This is a genomic window from Micromonospora sp. WMMA1923 (assembly GCF_049179195.1).
GTDB lineage: Bacteria > Actinomycetota > Actinomycetes > Mycobacteriales > Micromonosporaceae > Micromonospora > Micromonospora yangpuensis.
The window spans coordinates 555,454-570,133 of sequence record NZ_JBMHLZ010000001.1; the positions used below are offsets into that span (position 1 = coordinate 555,454).

Below are 14,680 nucleotides of genomic sequence, written 5' to 3' on the forward strand. Positions count from 1 at the left end.
GGTACGTGATCAGGGGCGGGCCGGTCGCACCGGCCGTACCGCGAGGATCTGACCGCGAGAGGTGGGAGCAGGGCATGACGTTACGCAGGTGGGCCGCCGGAGCAGGCATCCTGGTGTTGACCGGGGCGATCGGTGCCTGCGGCAACGCCGACCCGGACACCGACGCCGCGTCCGCCTCGACGCCGGCCTCCGGTGTGGAGAGCCCCACGACGAGCCCACCCGGGGCCACGCCCAGCGCGACCCCGGGTGGCTCGGAGGCCACCGACGACAAACTGCTCTCCGGTACGCGCCGGATCACCATCGTCCGGACCGAGGGCTTCGAGTCGGGTCTGTCGCTGCTCGACGGCGGCAACCTGGCCGAGGTCGACGACGACAGCGGCCGACAGGTGTTCGTGCCGACGCCGCTCGACGGCGGCACCTTCCAGATCAAGGCGTACCAGAGCGGCGGCACCGGCAGCCCGGTCTGCTGGCAGGTGACCGACGCGCAGCCCGCGAAGATCGAAGGCGCCACCTGCGCCGCCGACGAGCAGAAGCAGCAACTCAACATCAACAAGGCGGAGGGTGCCGAGGGGCTGTACTACATCGGCCACGGCTCGGCCACCCTGCAGCACTCGTCCACCGAAGGCCTGGTCGTGGTCGACTCGGGCGACGCCGCGGTGCGGCACACGTTCCGCTTCAACGACACCGGAGCCGCCCCGGAACAGGGCTGACCCAGCTGTAAGGAAGGGCCCCTTGTTAACGCTTTCTGTTGCACAAGGGGCCCTTCCTAACGGCCCGGGTGAACCGATCACTCTGGGAGATCATTGTCGCGGGCGGGAACGCTTTGATTTCCGCTGGTCGGAAGCCCGACGGGCCGGCGCACCTGACCCCTGGCCGACGGCTGGTCCGGAGCCCGATTGCAGGTTTGCCGCCTTGACGAGATTCCGGCTTTCCTTCACGATCCTTCGGGACGCGCTCCTGACCGCTGTGACCAGTTTTTCCTGTGCCTTCTGGAGTTCTTTTCGAGAATTCTCAAGTGAAGTGTCAGAGGTGCCCCGTTTTTCGCGCACCGCGTTACTGTATTCCTTTAACTCGAGGTGGGGTCGGAGTGCCTTCACGGCAGTGAGCTGCTCCGCTCGCTCCTTCCCTGGGACCTCACCCGCGCTCGTGAAGTAGTGTATGTCTCTGGTCACGGTGGTCGGCTCGCCGTTCAGTCTCCGTCCCTGCAGGCTCTGGGTCAGGATGAGGTGCCCGGTGTTGACGTAGGGCGAGGAAACGAATTCTCCCTTCTTGTCCTGGTAGCCTTCTTGTCGGTAGTGACGCCGGTCTGGGCTGGCGGAAACCGCAGATATGATCTCCTCTTGCAGCCGTACCTCGTCGAATTTTTGGGACGTCTTCTTGATGTTTTCCTTCACTGTGGGGTCATGAGCCAGTTCCCGCTGCTGCTCCGGCCGGAGGGCGTCGGCGAACTTCGCTGTGACCTCCGGTGGGCAGAGCCTCCGGATCTGGAAGACGGGGTCGAACTGGGAAGATCCGTGCGGCCCGCTGTTCAGCACGTCCATGACGGCTCCAACTCCAACAATTGTGGCCGGCAGGGCTCCCACCGGCGCGTACAGACCGATCCGCTCTACGACCGGAGGCCCTTGGCGGTTCAGTGCCGCGTCGTTTCTGCCCCGTGCCCGGTGCCCGGTGCCCCGTGCACGTCCCTGCAGGCCGTCACGACGGCGAGGTGGGTCAACACGGTGCCCGGCCCCGATGCCGGTAGGGTGCGAGAACCGCGGGTGGGGAGGTGGCACGGTGCGAGGGCTGCAGGTTCCGCCCGCTGTCGAGGCGGAGCAGGTCGTCACGGCCGTGCTGGCCGACCTGCGCTCCGGGGAACACCGGGGTGTGGTGGTCGACTCCCCGCCGGGGGCCGGCAAGTCGACCCTCGTCGTGCGGGCCGCCGTCGAGCTGGCCGCCGCCGGTGAGCCGCTGATCATCATCGCGCAGACCAACGAGCAGGTCGACGATCTGATCGACCGGCTCGCCCGCAAGGCCCCCGAGCTGCGTATCGGTCGGCTGTCGGCCAACGACTACCGGGCCCCGGACCGGGTCACCGCCCACGAGCAGGTCCGGGTCGCCTCGAAGGTCGCCGACCTGAACAGCCCGGCCGTCATCATCGGTACCTCCGCCAAGTGGGCCCTGGTCACCGAGGGCTCCTGGCCGTGGGCGATCGTGGACGAGGCGTACCAGATGCGCTCCGACGCCCTGTTGCGGGTGGCCGGCAGGTTCGAGCGGGCGTTGTTCGTGGGGGACCCGGGGCAGCTCGACCCGTTCTCCACCGTGGAGACTGCCCGCTGGACCGGGCTGACCTGGGATCCGATGCAGTCGGCGGTGGCGGTGCTGCTGCGGCACAACCCGCAGCTGCCGGTGCACCGGCTGCCGGTCTCCTGGCGGCTGCCGGTCTCGGCGGCCCCGGTGGTCGCGGCGGCGTTCTACCCGTTCACCGGGTTCCGGGCCGGCACCGGGGCGGGTGACCGGGTACTCGTGCTCACCGAGGCCGGGACGGGTGACGCCGTGGACTCGGCGGTGGAGCTGGCGGCGGCCTCCGGCTGGGCGCTCTACGAACTGCCGGCCCGGCACACCCCGCGTACCGACCGTCAGGCCGCCGCGGCCTGCGCGGAGCTGGCGTTGCGGATGCTGCACCGGGGCGCGGTCGCCGTCAGCGAACACGCCCCGGCCGGCGCGCCGGTCACCGCCGACCGGATCGCCGTCGGTGCCGCCCACCGCGACCAGGTCGCGGTCATCCGCGCCCACCTCGGCCAGGCCGGGGCGGGCATCACCGTGGACACCGCCAACCGGCTCCAGGGCCGCGAGTACGACGTGACGATCGTGCTGCACCCGTTGTCGGGTCGACGCGACGCCACCGCGTTCCACCTGGAGTCGGGGCGGCTCTGCGTGCTCGCCTCCCGGCACCGGCACGCCTGCGTGGTGGTGGCCCGCGCCGGCATCGGTGAGCTGCTCGACGCCCACCCGTCGACCGAACCGGTGCACCTGGACGTGCCGGTCAGGTTCCCCGACGGCTGGGAGGCCCACCAGCACATCCTGCACGCCATTCCCCGGCAGGCCGCCGGCTGAGCCGGCGCCTCGTCGAGACGGGCTGTCCCGTCGGGGCCGTCGAGCTGAGTCGGCTACGACATCAGCTCGACAGCGTCCGGGGGTGCCTTCCCGCTCAGCTACCGGGGCGGGGGCGGGGCAGTGGCCAGCGGGTGGGCGGGCCGGTGATTTCGGTGCGGAAGATGTCGTACCGGTTGTTGGTGTCGCCCGGCACCAGCGAGGTGCCCGCCGAGACGTACGCGACGTAGCGGCCGTCGGCGGAGATGTCGGGGTGCTCGCCACCACCGTCGGTGCCGTGGGCGGGCACGGCGACCAGGACGTTGGTCCGGCTGACCCGGTCGAACCGGAAGACCTGGTTCTGCCACGGGACGGGCTGGCCGGTCAGGTTCTTCGCGTTGGACCAGAAGGTGACGTACCGGCCGTCGGCGCTGAGCCGGGGCGACAGGGCGGTGCCGTTGCCGGGGACACCGGCCGGGGTCGCCGAGGCGGCGACGAGCGTGCCGGTGGCCCGCTCCCAGAGGAAGACGTCGGTGGTGTCGTTGGTGTCACCGGGTACGAGGTTGGTCGCGTCCGAGGTGAAGGTGACGTACCGGCCGTCGCTGCTGATCTCCGAGCTGGTGGCGTGGGCGGCCGGTGCCGGTGGGCCGCTCGGCGGGGCCGAGACGAGCTGGGTGGTGCCGCGTTGCCGGTCGAAGAGGTAGACGTTGTTGCCGTCGGAGACCGGCTGCTCGACGAGGTCGGTGGCCCGTGACTGGTAGCTGATGTACCGGCCGTCGTCGCTGATCGACGGGTTGGTCGAGGCGCCGAGGAAGGGCGCGGTGCCGTCCGGGGTGCGCGAGACCAGCGTCGTCGTGCCGGTGTCGCGGTCGTGGACGTACACGTCGGTGTCGAAGTTGGTGTCCTGCGGCACCAGGTTGGCCACCGCCGAGAAGGTGACGTACCGGCCGTCGCCGCTGATGTCCAGCGAGTCCCAGCTGTGGCTGGCCTGGGAGATCCGGGTGAGCTGCTTCGTCTCCCGCTCCCAGACGAAGACGTGCCCGCTGAAGATGGTGCCCGGATCGCCGGCCAGCTGAGCGGAGGAGTTGAACGCCACGAAACGGCCGTCCCGGCTGATCCGGGGCAGCTCCGACGAGCCGTACACCGGCACTCCGGCCGGACCGACGCTCACCAGCTCGGTGGAGCCGGTCACCGTGTCGTGCAGGAAGACGTCCCGTGAGTAGTTGGTGTCACCGGGCACCAGGTTCTGCGCCGCCGAACTGAACGCGACGTACCTGCCGTCACCGCTTATCGACGGTCGGTACGAGTCGCTGTCGGCCTGGGTGCCGTCGGTGGCGACGGAGACCCGGACGGTGGTGGTATCGGCAGCGGCCTGGGCGGCGGTGACCGGGACCAGCGCGGTCAGCACCCCGACCGCGGTGGCACCCGCCAGGCGGGCGCGCGACATCAGGTGCAACACATTCCTCCCCGTGTGGTTCCCCGGCCGCACATCGACGGTCGCCGGGGACTGCGTACAGCGGCACGCTAGCAGTGCGGCGTCCGTCGATGTGACCACAGGGATCGACGGCTGTGATTCTAGGTCGCGTGGTGGTCAGCACCGGCCGTGGTGGTGGCCTGGTCCAGCCAGTGGCGGTACCAACCGGCGAAGCCCAGCGGGGTGCCGTCGGCGTCCAGCAGCGGCTCGAATCCGCTCTCCTCGGCGGTGCCGTCCGACCACATGGTGCCCCGGGCCGGGCCGCTGACCACCAGGGCGTCCCGCAGGGCGCAGCCCCGGTGGCAGAGGTAGATCAGCCCCACCGAGAGGGCCGGGTCGTACATGACCGCGTCGTGCCGCTCCCACCAGGCCTGCTCGGCAGCCTCGTACTCCTCGGTCGAGTCGAAGTCGTCCGCGTCTGGCATCTCGGGCACCCCGTCGGCCTGGTTGAACGCCTCGGTGAACGGGAACGGCTGGTCCAGGGTCGCCAGGGCGGTCAGGTCGGAGCCGTCGCCGTCCCACGTCCACCGGCCGTCGACGCGGCGCAGCCCGAACAGCCCGTACGCCGGGCCGGCCCCGCCGCGTCCCACCTGGAGCAGGAACGACCGGTACTCACCGGGTAGCTCGACCCGGAGTTGGCTCTCCACCTCGGCCAGCTCCGCCGGGGTCAGCGGCGGCTCGACCACCCACTCGTGCGCGCCCGCCCCGAACACCTCGCCGGCGGCCGGCGCGGCGGCCAACCGGGCGAGTCCTTCCCGTACGTCAGACCAGTCGTGTTCCGTCACGGCCGGCACCATACCGACACCCACCGACGGCTACGGCCGACGGCGCGGTGCTCAGCCCGCGCCGGCGAGCACGTTGGCGGTCTGCACCCGGACCGGGTCGGGGTCGGCCCAGCTCCAGTTCGGGTGGGCCCGGTTGGTCAGCAGCACGTACACCAGCGCGCGGGTCGGGTCGACCAGCAGGGACGTGCCGGTGAAACCGGTGTGGCCGAAGGTCTTCGGGTTGGCCAGCCGACCCATGAACCAGGGCTGGTTCAGCACCACGCCGAGGCCGTGGTCGGAGGTGCGGTTGGGACGCTCCGGGTCGACGGCGGGCAGCCCGGCGTTGGCGTTGGTGAGCATCCGGCGCACCGTGGCCTCGGTGAGGATCCGTTGGCCGGCCCAGCTGCCGCCGTGCAGCAGCAGCTGGCCGATCACGGCGACCTCCTCGGCGGTGCTGAAGACGCCGGCGTGCCCGGCGATGCCGCCGAGGTGGTTGGCCACGTCGTCGTGGACGACGCCGCGCAGCAGCCCCCGGGAGGAGCGGGCGTCGGTGGCGACCAGCCGGTTGGCCTTGTCGGCGGCGCTCAGCCAGGTGTTCGGCGTGAAGCCGGTCCAGCGCAGGCCCAGCGGGTCGGTCAGGTGGGTCTTGAGTGCCTGGTCCAGTCGCAACCCGGTGACCTTCTCCACCAGCTTGCCGGCGACCATCAGGCCGACGCTGGAGTAGCGGAACACCCGGCCGGGGACCGCGCCGCTGACCAGCGGGGTGGCCAGCACCGCCCGCCAGCGTTCGGCGACGGTGTCGTAGCCGGTGACCTTCGCCCCGACCGGCAGGCCGCTGGTGTGCGCCAGCAACTGCGCCACGGTGACCGTGCTCTTGCCGGTACCGGTGAACTCCGGCAGGTAGCGGACCACCGGGGCGGCCAGGTCGAGCTTGCCCTTCTCCACCTGCTGCAGGGTCAGGATCGCGGTGTACACCTTGGTGATCGAGGCCAGGTCGAAGATGGAGTCGGCGCGCATCTTCACCCGCTGGGCGGCCGGCAGCAGCTTCGGCCCGGCCCCGTACCGCAGCGCCTCGCCGACCACCGCCTGGGTGGTCGGCCGGGGGCGGCCGGCGGTGAAGGCCATCGCGACCGCACCGGCGTACGTCGGGTGGTCCGGATTCTCCGGGGTCGGGCTCAACGACCGGGTGAGCACGGTGGTCAACTGTCCGCTGGGCGGTGCCGGCCGGGGCGCGGCGGCCCGCGGTGCCGGCGCCGCGGCACCCTGACCGCCACTGGCCGCGACCGGGGTACGCCAGGCGGCCGGCGCCGACTCGGCGCGGCAGCCGGTCAGGGTGGCGGTGGTGGCGGCGATCCCGAGCCCGAGCAGCGCCCGGCGACTGGTCGACATCGCTGCATCATGCCACCCACCGGTTGGATCCGTGGCCCCGCCAGGGGCCGCTTGCCCGGTTGGATCCGTGGCCCCGCCAGGGGCCGCTTGCCCGGTTGGATCCGTGGCCCCGCCAGGGGCCGCTTGCCCGGTTGGATCCGTGGCCCCGCCAGGGGCGGCCGACGGGTCACCCGGAACGGCTCCACTCGCCTAGGGTGAGGATGCCATCACAGGGGCGTCCCGGCGGGGGCGGCAACCCCACGTCGGGGCAGCCGGCCCGGCGACGGCGCGGATGCGGGATCCGCAACGCGCCGGGCCGGCCCTGCCGGTTCTGTCGGTCCGGTCGGCCGGTGGGCCTGCTGGTCAGGAGGGCAGGTAGTCGAAGGTGTCGGGGTGCTCACCCTGCCGCCCGGCCTCACCCCGGTCCAGGCTGCTGATCCGCTCCATGGTGGCCTCGTCCAACTCGAAGTCGAAGAGCCGGAAGTTCTCCTCGATCCGGGCCGGCGTGTTGGACTTCGGGAAGACGATGTCGCCGCGCTGCAGGTGCCAGCGCAGCACCACCTGGGCCGGCGTCCGGCCCAGCTGTTCGGCGACGTCGACGATGGTCGGGTCGTCGAGGACCAGTCCCTGGGCGATCGGCGACCACGCCTGGGTGAGGATCCCGTGCGCCCGGCCGTACGCGCGGACCTCCTCGTTGCCGAAGTACGGGTGCACCTCGATCTGGTTGACCGACGGCACGATCTCCGTCTCGGCGGTGAGCCGCTCCAGGTGCGGCACCTGGAAGTTCGACACCCCGATCGAGCGGGCCCGACCGTCGCGGCTGAACTCCTCCAGCACCTGCCAGGTGGAGACGAAGTCGCCGTCGTAGCGGGTCGGCAGCGGCCAGTGGATCAGGAACAGGTCGAGGTAGTCGAAGCCCAGCGCGTCCAGCGTCGCCTCGAACGCCTTGCGGGCGTCGTCCGGCCGGTGTGCGGCATTGGTCAGCTTGCTGGTCACGAAGACCTCGTCGCGGGTCAGCCCGGAGGTGCGGACCGCCTGGCCGACCTCGGCCTCGTTGCCGTACATCTCGGCGGTGTCGATGTGCCGGTAGCCGACCTCCAGGGCGGTGCGGACGGCCTGGGTGGTGTCCCGGGGCTTGATCTGGAAGACCCCGAAGCCGAGCTGGGGGATGGTGGTGCCGTCGTTGAGCGGGATGTCGGGGACCGGGTTGCTGGCCATGGTGACTCCTGTTCGGTGATCGAGCGTGACCGGACGACTCCTGATTGTCATACCCGGGATGGCGGTTACCTACCGACGACACCGGACGAATCCCGACGCGTCGGGCGCCGGGTTCACCCGGGTCGGTCCGTCGGCCCTTGTGGAGGCGCGATCAGTGGATCTCCGTCTGCCCGAACGGGCCCCTTCCGCTCCGTGCTGACCTGCATCAGGATTGGTCGATGGTCGGCCTCCGGGAGTCGGAGAGCCGGACGGGGACGACAAGAAGGGGCGTGGCACGCGTGCTGTCATTTCCAGCCAGGAGGGTGTTGGCCGCGATCGCGGTCGGAACACTCGTGAGCACGGTGGCGTTGGCGAACCCGGCGACGGCCGCGCCCAACGACACCGCCAACAAACTGACCCGGGCGGTGACGCTCAAGGGCGTACTCGACCACCTGAACTCCTTCCAGCACATCGCCAACCGCAACGGCGGCACCCGCGCCTCCGGCACGCCCGGCTACGACGCCAGCGCCAACTACGTGGCCCGCAAGCTGCGGGCCGCCGGGTACCGGGTGACCCGCCAGAAGTTCGACTTCCCGTACTTCGAGGCGTTCGGCTCGTCGTTCGCCCAGGTGGCGCCGGGGCAGGTCAGCTACGTCGAGGGCACCGACTACACGCTGCTGGAGTACTCCGGCGACGGGGTGGCGCAGGGCACTGTCGTACCGGTGGATCTGAACCTGACGCCGCCACGCGCCTCCACCTCCGGCTGTGAGGCCAGCGACTTCACCGGGGTCGACGTGGTCGGCAAGATCGCGCTGATGCAGCGCGGCACCTGCGGCTTCGGCGACAAGGTCGCCAACGCCGAGGCCGCCGGCGCGATCGGGGCGATCATCATGAACCAGGGCAACGGCACCCCGCAGGAGAACCCGGACCGCTTCGAGCTGTTCAACGGCACCCTCAGCGGGCCGGTCGCCACCATCCCCGGGGTCGCCGTCTCCTACGACACCGGTGCCGCCTTCTCCACCACCGCCGGCCTGGCCGTACGCATCACCGCCGACACCATCAGCGAGGTACGCAGCACCGAGAACGTGGTGGCCCAGACCCGCGAGGGGCGCACCGACAACGTGGTGATGGCCGGGGCGCACCTGGACAGCGTGCCGGAGGGGCCGGGCATCAACGACAACGGCTCCGGCAGCGCCGCCCTGCTGGAGGTGGCCCTGCAGATGGCCGAGGTCAAGCCGGCCAACGCGGTCCGGTTCGCCTGGTGGGGCGCGGAGGAGGCGAACCTGCTCGGCTCCCAGTACTACGTGGACCAGCTGACCGAGCGGCAGGTCGACAACATCGCGCTCTACCTGAACTTCGACATGATCGGCTCGCCGAACTACGTCTTCGGTGTCTACGACGGTGACGACTCCGCGCAGCAGGGCGCCGGGCCGGGGCCGGAGGGCTCCGCCGAGATCGAGGCCCTCTTCGAGCGCTTCTTCGCCGCCCGTGACCTGCCCACCGTGCCCTCGGACTTCACCGGCCGCTCGGACTACGGCCCGTTCATCGCCGCCGGTATCGACATCCCCTCCGGCGGTCTCTTCACCGGTGCCGAGGGGCTGAAGACGGAGGCGGAGGCCGCGCTCTTCGGCGGCGTGGCCGGTGCGGCGTACGACCCGTGCTACCACCAGCGGTGCGACAGCAAGAAGCCGGTGGTCCACGGTGCCGACGCCGACCTGTACCGCGAGCTGCGCGGCTCGCACCGGCTCTGGGGCAACGTGAGCACCTTCGCCCTGGACGTCAACTCCGACGCCGTCGCCATCGCGGTGATCACCTACGCCTTCGACACCTCTGCGGTCAACGGGGTCTCGAAGAGCACCGACCGGGCTGCCGCCAAGACCCGCAGCGCCCCGGTCGCCGAGGTCGCCGCCGACGCCCACGGACACGGGCATCCGTGGAAGTGAGCTGACGCCTGCGCCGACGCGGGCCGGGCCCTACCGTGGGGCCCGGCCCGTGCCGTGTCACCGGTCGGCCCGTGCCGTGTCACCGGTCGGCCCGTGCCGCGTCACCGGTCGGTCGGTCGCCAGTACTGGCGTTTCCGCTCGTCGCGGACCACCACACCGAGCCGGCCCAGCTCGGTATGCAGGTCGCGGAGGTCGTCGCCGTCGCCCCGTTCCAGGGCGCGTTGCCGGGCCCGCAGCAGCGCGTCCGCTCCCGCCGGCAGACCGGGTAGCTCCGGTACCCAGCGCCGGTAGGCGTTCCGGTACGGATCCTGCTCCGTCCAGGGCCAGCCGTGCTCCCGCAACGCCGCCGCCAGCCGGTCGCCGGGCAGCTCGCCGGACTCCCGGACCAGCTCCTGCCCGGCGGCACCGAGCACCATCAGGTCGTTGCCGTCACGGAACACCGCCTGCGCGTCCCGGCGCGACACCTCCGACCGGGTACGGTCGCGGCGCAACCGGATCCGTTCCCGCTCGACGGTGACGGTGAGCCGTTCCGCCGTGCCGATCAGCGCGACGACCAGCCCGGCCAGCGCTCCGAGCAGCGGCGCGCCGATCGTCACGTACGGCTCGGGGGCCCCGGCGACCAGCTTGAGGACGTCCTGGAACGGGACCCAGGACCGGCCGGTCAACCAGTCCGCACCGGCCGCGAGGGCCCCGACCGCTCCCGCGCCGAGCAGCGGGAAGCCCAGCCACATCACGACCAGCTCCCCGGCACCGGCGTGCACGACGGTGGAGGTGCCGGAACTGTCGGCCCGCACGGTCAGGACACCTCCCTGCGCAGCGTGCGCACCGTCCCGGCGGCCAGCGGCAGCACCAGCCAGACCAGCAGGGAGACGCCCAGCCGGGCCCACTGCTCCCCGGTCACCGTCGAGCCGTAGAACGGCTCCATGGTCAGCGCGGTGTCCAGCCAACCGGCCGGCCCGCGCAGCGCCGGGATCGTCGCCCCGAGGGTGGACCAGAGGATCGGCAGTAGCAGGTAGCTCACGATGGCCAGCGGGGTGTTCAGCAGCAGCAGCCCGAAGCCCGCCCCCATCAGCACGGCGGCCACCTGGAGCACCACCGCGTGCCAGAGCAGCTCGGGCGCGAACCGCCACGGCCCGTCCGCGCCGGTGGCCCCGGCGACCAGCGCGCCGAGCGCGGCCACCGCCAGGCTGACCAGCACCGAGGCGAGCGCGGCGAGGACCACGGCGGCGAGCTTCGCGACGATCACCCGCTCCCGCCTCGGTACCAGCGCGAAGGTGGCCAGCGCGGTGCGCTGCGACCACTCGCTGGTGATCGACAGGATGCCGAGCACCGGCAGCAGCACCCCGATCGGCAGCAGGGTGAAGGTGAAGAAGAGGGCGAAGGTCTGCTCCTGGCGGGGTGCCCAGATCAGCATCGCGGCGACCAGCGCGGCGGCCAGCAGGCCGATGCCTACCAGCAGCCAGAGCCCGGCCCGGGTGTCGAACAGCTTGCGGGTCTCCACGGCGACCAGCCGGGGCAGCGACGGACGGCGTACCCGGGCGGGCCGGCGGGGTTCGACGGCGGGTGCGGTGATGGTCAACGGACTGCCTCCTTGACGGACGTGCCGGCGGTGAGGGTGAGGAAGATCTGTTCCAGGCCGCCGCTGCCGGCGGGGCGCAGCTCGGTCAGGGCGACGCCCGCGTCGGCGGCGGCCTGCCCGACCACGCCGGCCTCGGCCGGCACCAGCAGCCCCCCGTCGGTGCCGCTGGTGACGGCGAGCCCGGCGCTGGTCAGCGCGGCGCGCAGGGCCTGCGGATCGCGGGCCCGGACCACGGTGCCGGCGGCGCTGAGCAGCTCGTCCTTGTCGCCCTGGGCGACGATCCGGCCGCCGCCGATCACCACCAGCCGGTCGGCGACCGCCTCCACCTCACGCAGCAGGTGGGAGGAGAGCAGCACGGTGCCGCCCCGGTCGGCGAAGTCGCGCAGCAGGCCGCGCATCCAGAAGATCCCCTCCGGGTCGAGGCCGTTGGCCGGCTCGTCGAGGATCAACACCCGGGGGTCACCGAGCAGCGCGTGTGCCAGGCCGAGTCGCTGCCGCATGCCCAACGAGTACGCCCGCACCCGCCGTCGGGCCGCCACCGCGTTCAACCCGACCAGGTCGAGGGTGGCGGCCACCCGATCCGGGCCGACACCCATGGTGTGGGCGGCGACGGTGAGCACCTCCCGGCCGGTCCGCCCGACGTGCTGCGCGGCGGCGTCGAGCAGCACGCCGACCTCCCGGCCCGGATTGTCCAGCTCCCGGTAGGGCCGTCCGGCGACGGTGGCCCGCCCGGCGGTCGGCCGGGCCAACCCGCAGATCATCCGCATGGTGGTGGACTTGCCGGCACCGTTGGGCCCGAGGAAACCGGTCACGGTGCCCGGTAGGCAGCGAAACGTGACGTCGTCGACGGCGGTGTGCCGGCCGTACCGTCTGGTGAGCTGTTCGACCTCGATCATGTGCACAGCGTGCCGGCGGTGGGCGGCGGTGCGCTGCGGCCGACGGTCCATCCCCGGTAGCCGTCGGTCGACGTCGAGGTCTCGACTTTGGTAGCTGGTCGGAGGGTCCGTCGGCTGCCTAGCATCGGAGGGTGACCAGCGCCGTCGTACCGGATCATCCCTGGCTGCTACCCGGTGCCCTGACCACCGGCGGGCAGCCGGCGCGGCGACCCCGGCGCACCACCCGCGACTGGCTGGTCGACGGCACCTTCTTCCTGCTCGCCCTCGCCTTCCTGGTCGCGGCGCACTACGACGCCCGGCAGGCGCAGCCCGAGTTCGCGCTCAACGCCGGCCCGTCCTGGCTGGTCGGGGTGGACACCCTGGCCGGCCTGCTCGCCGTGGCCGCCCTCTGGGTACGCCGCCGCTGGCCGGTCGCCCTCGCCCTGGTCCTGTTGCCGGTCGGGCTCTTCTCGGTCACCGCCGGGGTGGCCCTGCTGGTCGTGCTCTTCACCGTGGTGGTGCACCGGGCGTTTCCGGTGGCGGCGGCGGTGGTCGGCCTGCACCTGCTGGCGGTCCCGGTCTCGCTGCGGCTGCGTCCGGACCCGGTGCTGTCGGACCTGGCGGCGGTGATCCTGGTCGGCTCGCTCATCGCGGCGACGGTGGCCTGGGGGATGTTCGTCCGGGCCCGGCGGCAGCTGATCCTCTCCTTGCGGGACCGCGCCGAGCGTGCCGAAGCCGAGCAGCAGCTCCGGGTCACCCAGGCCCGCCAGGTCGAACGCACCCGGATCGCCCGGGAGATGCACGACGTGCTGGCGCACCGGATCTCCCTGCTCAGCCTGCACGCCGGAGCGTTGGAGTTCCGTCCCGACGCGCCCCCGCCGGAGATCGCCCGCGCCGCCGGGGTGATCCGGGCCAGCGCCCACACCGCCCTGGAGGACCTGCGGGCGGTGATCGGCGTGCTCCGCGCCGACACCGCCGCCTCGGACGCCCCGGAGCCACCGCAGCCGACCCTGGCCGACGTCCCGGCCCTGGTCGGCGAGGCACGGGCCGCCGGGATGCGGGTCGAACTGACCGACGGGGTACGCGAGCCGACCGCGGTGCCGGCGGCGCTGGGGCGCACCGGGTACCGGATCGTGCAGGAGGGGCTGACCAACGCCCGCAAACACGCGCCCGGCGTGGTGGCCACCGTGGCCCTGACCGGCGGCCCGGCCGACGGACTGACCATCGAGATCCGCAACCGGTGGCCGGTCGGCGGCCCCGTCGCCCCGGAGATCCCCGGCACCGGCACCGGCCTGGTGGGCATCGCCGAACGGGTAAGCCTGGCCGGCGGGCGCCTGACCCACGGGCGCGACGACACCGGCGACTTCCACCTGACCGCCTGGCTCCCATGGCCGACCTGACCTCATCCGCCGAGCCGGCCGGCGGTCCGGGTGTTGCCGGTTCGGCCGGCGGTCCGGGCGCTGCCGGCGGTTCGGGTTCGGCCGGTGCCGCCGGCTCTGCGGGCGCTGCCGGTGGCGCGGCGGACCCGGGCGTGGTCCGGGTGCTGATCGTGGACGACGACGCGCTGGTCCGGGCCGGCCTGTCGATGATCCTCGGCGGGGTGCCGGACGTCCGGGTGGTCGGCGAGGCCACCGACGGCGACGAGGTGCCCGCCGCCGTCGTCGCGTACGCCCCGGACGTCGTGCTGATGGACATCCGGATGCCCCGGGTCGACGGACTGGCCGCGACCGAGGCGCTGCGGGCGCTGCCCGACCCGCCCGAGGTGCTGGTGCTGACCACCTTCGACGCCGACGAGCAGGTGCTGCGGGCGTTGCGGGCCGGCGCGGGCGGATTCCTGCTCAAGGACACCCCGCCAGCGGAGATCGTCCAGGCGATCCGCCGGGTGGCCAGCGGGGAGGCGACCCTCTCCCCGAGGGTCACCCGCACGCTGATCCGGCACGTGACCGCCACCGGGCAGGCCCACGCCGGCCCGGCGGTCGGTGGCTCGGCGATCTCCGGCGCGGCGGTTGGTGGCTCGGCGGCCGACGGTGGGTCGGCTGCCCGGCGGGAGCGGGCGCTGCGGCTGCTCGACGGGCTCAGCGCCCGGGAGCGGGAGGTGGCCGTGGCGCTCGGTCGGGGGCAGAGCAACGCCGAGATCTCGGCGGAGCTGTACATGAGCGTGGCGACCGTGAAGGCGTACGTCTCGCGGCTGTTGACCAAGCTCGACCTGAACAACCGGGTGCAGGTGGCGCTGCTCGTCCACGACGCCGACCTCACCTGACCCGCCCGGCCGGCTGGCCTCGGTCGATCGTCTACCGCCGGCTGCATGCACCGAGAAGACTACCAAATTTGGTTGTATCATTTTTGGTGCTTTCATGGATGGTTGCTTCAGTGGTTGGGGGATGGCCGGATGGACGGGTTCGTAGGTC

Annotated in this window: 13 protein-coding genes; 5 read left to right on the forward strand and 8 right to left on the reverse strand. The window is 72.2% G+C overall.

From position 1 onward, the window contains the following. Positions 1-74 precede the first annotated feature (74 nt). Positions 75-710, forward strand: coding sequence for a hypothetical protein (locus tag ACN28G_RS02530; protein WP_421478296.1), 636 nt, complete (start codon positions 75-77; stop codon positions 708-710). 90 nt (positions 711-800) lie between these two features. Here ACN28G_RS02530 and ACN28G_RS02535 read toward each other — a convergent pair whose 3' ends face one another. Beyond that, the gene (locus tag ACN28G_RS02535) at positions 801-1,541 is read right to left on the reverse strand and encodes a hypothetical protein (protein ID WP_139135594.1); all 741 of its coding nucleotides are present in this window, start codon (positions 1,539-1,541) and stop codon (positions 801-803) included. A gap of 235 nt (positions 1,542-1,776) precedes the next feature. Here ACN28G_RS02535 and ACN28G_RS02540 point away from each other — a divergent pair, with 235 nt between their 5' ends. After that, positions 1,777-3,096: an AAA domain-containing protein gene (locus tag ACN28G_RS02540; protein WP_373868292.1), complete on the forward strand. Its 1,320-nt coding sequence runs from the start codon at positions 1,777-1,779 to the stop codon at positions 3,094-3,096. Between the two features lie 94 nt (positions 3,097-3,190). On the opposite strand, the gene ACN28G_RS02545 is transcribed toward ACN28G_RS02540, so the two are convergent. The 4 genes from ACN28G_RS02545 to ACN28G_RS02560 all read right to left on the reverse strand — a co-directional run bounded on the left by ACN28G_RS02545 (position 3,191) and on the right by ACN28G_RS02560 (position 7,896). Continuing rightward, a complete protein-coding gene (locus tag ACN28G_RS02545; protein ID WP_139135595.1) occupies positions 3,191-4,519 on the reverse strand; it encodes a TolB family protein in 1,329 nt (442 codons plus the stop codon). Positions 4,520-4,647: 128 nt separating this feature from the next. Next, the gene (locus ACN28G_RS02550) at positions 4,648-5,331 is read right to left on the reverse strand and encodes an SMI1/KNR4 family protein (protein WP_421478297.1); all 684 of its coding nucleotides are present in this window, start codon (positions 5,329-5,331) and stop codon (positions 4,648-4,650) included. A gap of 51 nt (positions 5,332-5,382) precedes the next feature. After that, positions 5,383-6,699, reverse strand: coding sequence for a serine hydrolase domain-containing protein (locus ACN28G_RS02555; RefSeq protein WP_421478298.1), 1,317 nt, complete (start codon positions 6,697-6,699; stop codon positions 5,383-5,385). Between the two features lie 342 nt (positions 6,700-7,041). Beyond that, entirely contained in the window at positions 7,042-7,896 is an 855-nt protein-coding gene (locus ACN28G_RS02560) for an aldo/keto reductase (protein WP_421478299.1), read from the reverse strand. A 305-nt stretch (positions 7,897-8,201) separates the two neighbouring features. Here ACN28G_RS02560 and ACN28G_RS02565 point away from each other — a divergent pair, with 305 nt between their 5' ends. Continuing rightward, a complete protein-coding gene (locus ACN28G_RS02565) occupies positions 8,202-9,818 on the forward strand; it encodes a M20/M25/M40 family metallo-hydrolase (protein WP_421478300.1) in 1,617 nt (538 codons plus the stop codon). A gap of 101 nt (positions 9,819-9,919) precedes the next feature. Here the strand turns inward: ACN28G_RS02565 and ACN28G_RS02570 are convergent, their stop codons facing one another. From ACN28G_RS02570 to ACN28G_RS02580, 3 genes are read right to left on the reverse strand one after another with little or no spacing between them, the layout of a single operon-like run. Then, positions 9,920-10,612, reverse strand: a complete 693-nt coding sequence (locus ACN28G_RS02570) for a YqeB family protein (protein WP_421478301.1) — start codon at positions 10,610-10,612, stop codon at positions 9,920-9,922. 2 nt (positions 10,613-10,614) lie between these two features. Continuing rightward, positions 10,615-11,397, reverse strand: a complete 783-nt coding sequence (locus ACN28G_RS02575; protein WP_091435051.1) for an ABC transporter permease — start codon at positions 11,395-11,397, stop codon at positions 10,615-10,617. Continuing rightward, positions 11,394-12,293: an ABC transporter ATP-binding protein gene (locus ACN28G_RS02580; protein ID WP_421478302.1), complete on the reverse strand. Its 900-nt coding sequence runs from the start codon at positions 12,291-12,293 to the stop codon at positions 11,394-11,396. The genes ACN28G_RS02575 and ACN28G_RS02580 overlap by 4 nt, the downstream gene beginning before the upstream one ends. 131 nt (positions 12,294-12,424) lie before the next feature. Between ACN28G_RS02580 and ACN28G_RS02585 the strand changes: the two genes are divergently transcribed. Next, the gene (locus ACN28G_RS02585; RefSeq protein ID WP_421478303.1) at positions 12,425-13,672 is read left to right on the forward strand and encodes a sensor histidine kinase; all 1,248 of its coding nucleotides are present in this window, start codon (positions 12,425-12,427) and stop codon (positions 13,670-13,672) included. Next, positions 13,660-14,532 (forward strand): response regulator, encoded by an 873-nt coding sequence (locus ACN28G_RS02590; protein ID WP_421478304.1) that lies wholly within the window; start codon positions 13,660-13,662, stop codon positions 14,530-14,532. Before ACN28G_RS02585 ends, ACN28G_RS02590 begins: the two co-directional genes overlap by 13 nt. Positions 14,533-14,680: the final 148 nt, after the last annotated feature.

Bases quoted from the DNA above. Each gene is read 5' to 3' on its own strand.
- ACN28G_RS02530 (WP_421478296.1), top strand. From the start codon at position 75: ATGACGTTACGCAGGTGGGCCGCCGGAGCAGGCATCCTGGTGTTGACC.
- ACN28G_RS02535 (WP_139135594.1), bottom strand. From the start codon at position 1,541: ATGGACGTGCTGAACAGCGGGCCGCACGGATCTTCCCAGTTCGACCCC.
- ACN28G_RS02545 (WP_139135595.1), bottom strand. From the start codon at position 4,519: ATGTCGCGCGCCCGCCTGGCGGGTGCCACCGCGGTCGGGGTGCTGACC.
- ACN28G_RS02555 (WP_421478298.1), bottom strand. From the start codon at position 6,699: ATGTCGACCAGTCGCCGGGCGCTGCTCGGGCTCGGGATCGCCGCCACC.
- ACN28G_RS02560 (WP_421478299.1), bottom strand. From the start codon at position 7,896: ATGGCCAGCAACCCGGTCCCCGACATCCCGCTCAACGACGGCACCACC.
- ACN28G_RS02580 (WP_421478302.1), bottom strand. From the start codon at position 12,293: ATGATCGAGGTCGAACAGCTCACCAGACGGTACGGCCGGCACACCGCC.
- ACN28G_RS02590 (WP_421478304.1), top strand. From the start codon at position 13,660: ATGGCCGACCTGACCTCATCCGCCGAGCCGGCCGGCGGTCCGGGTGTT.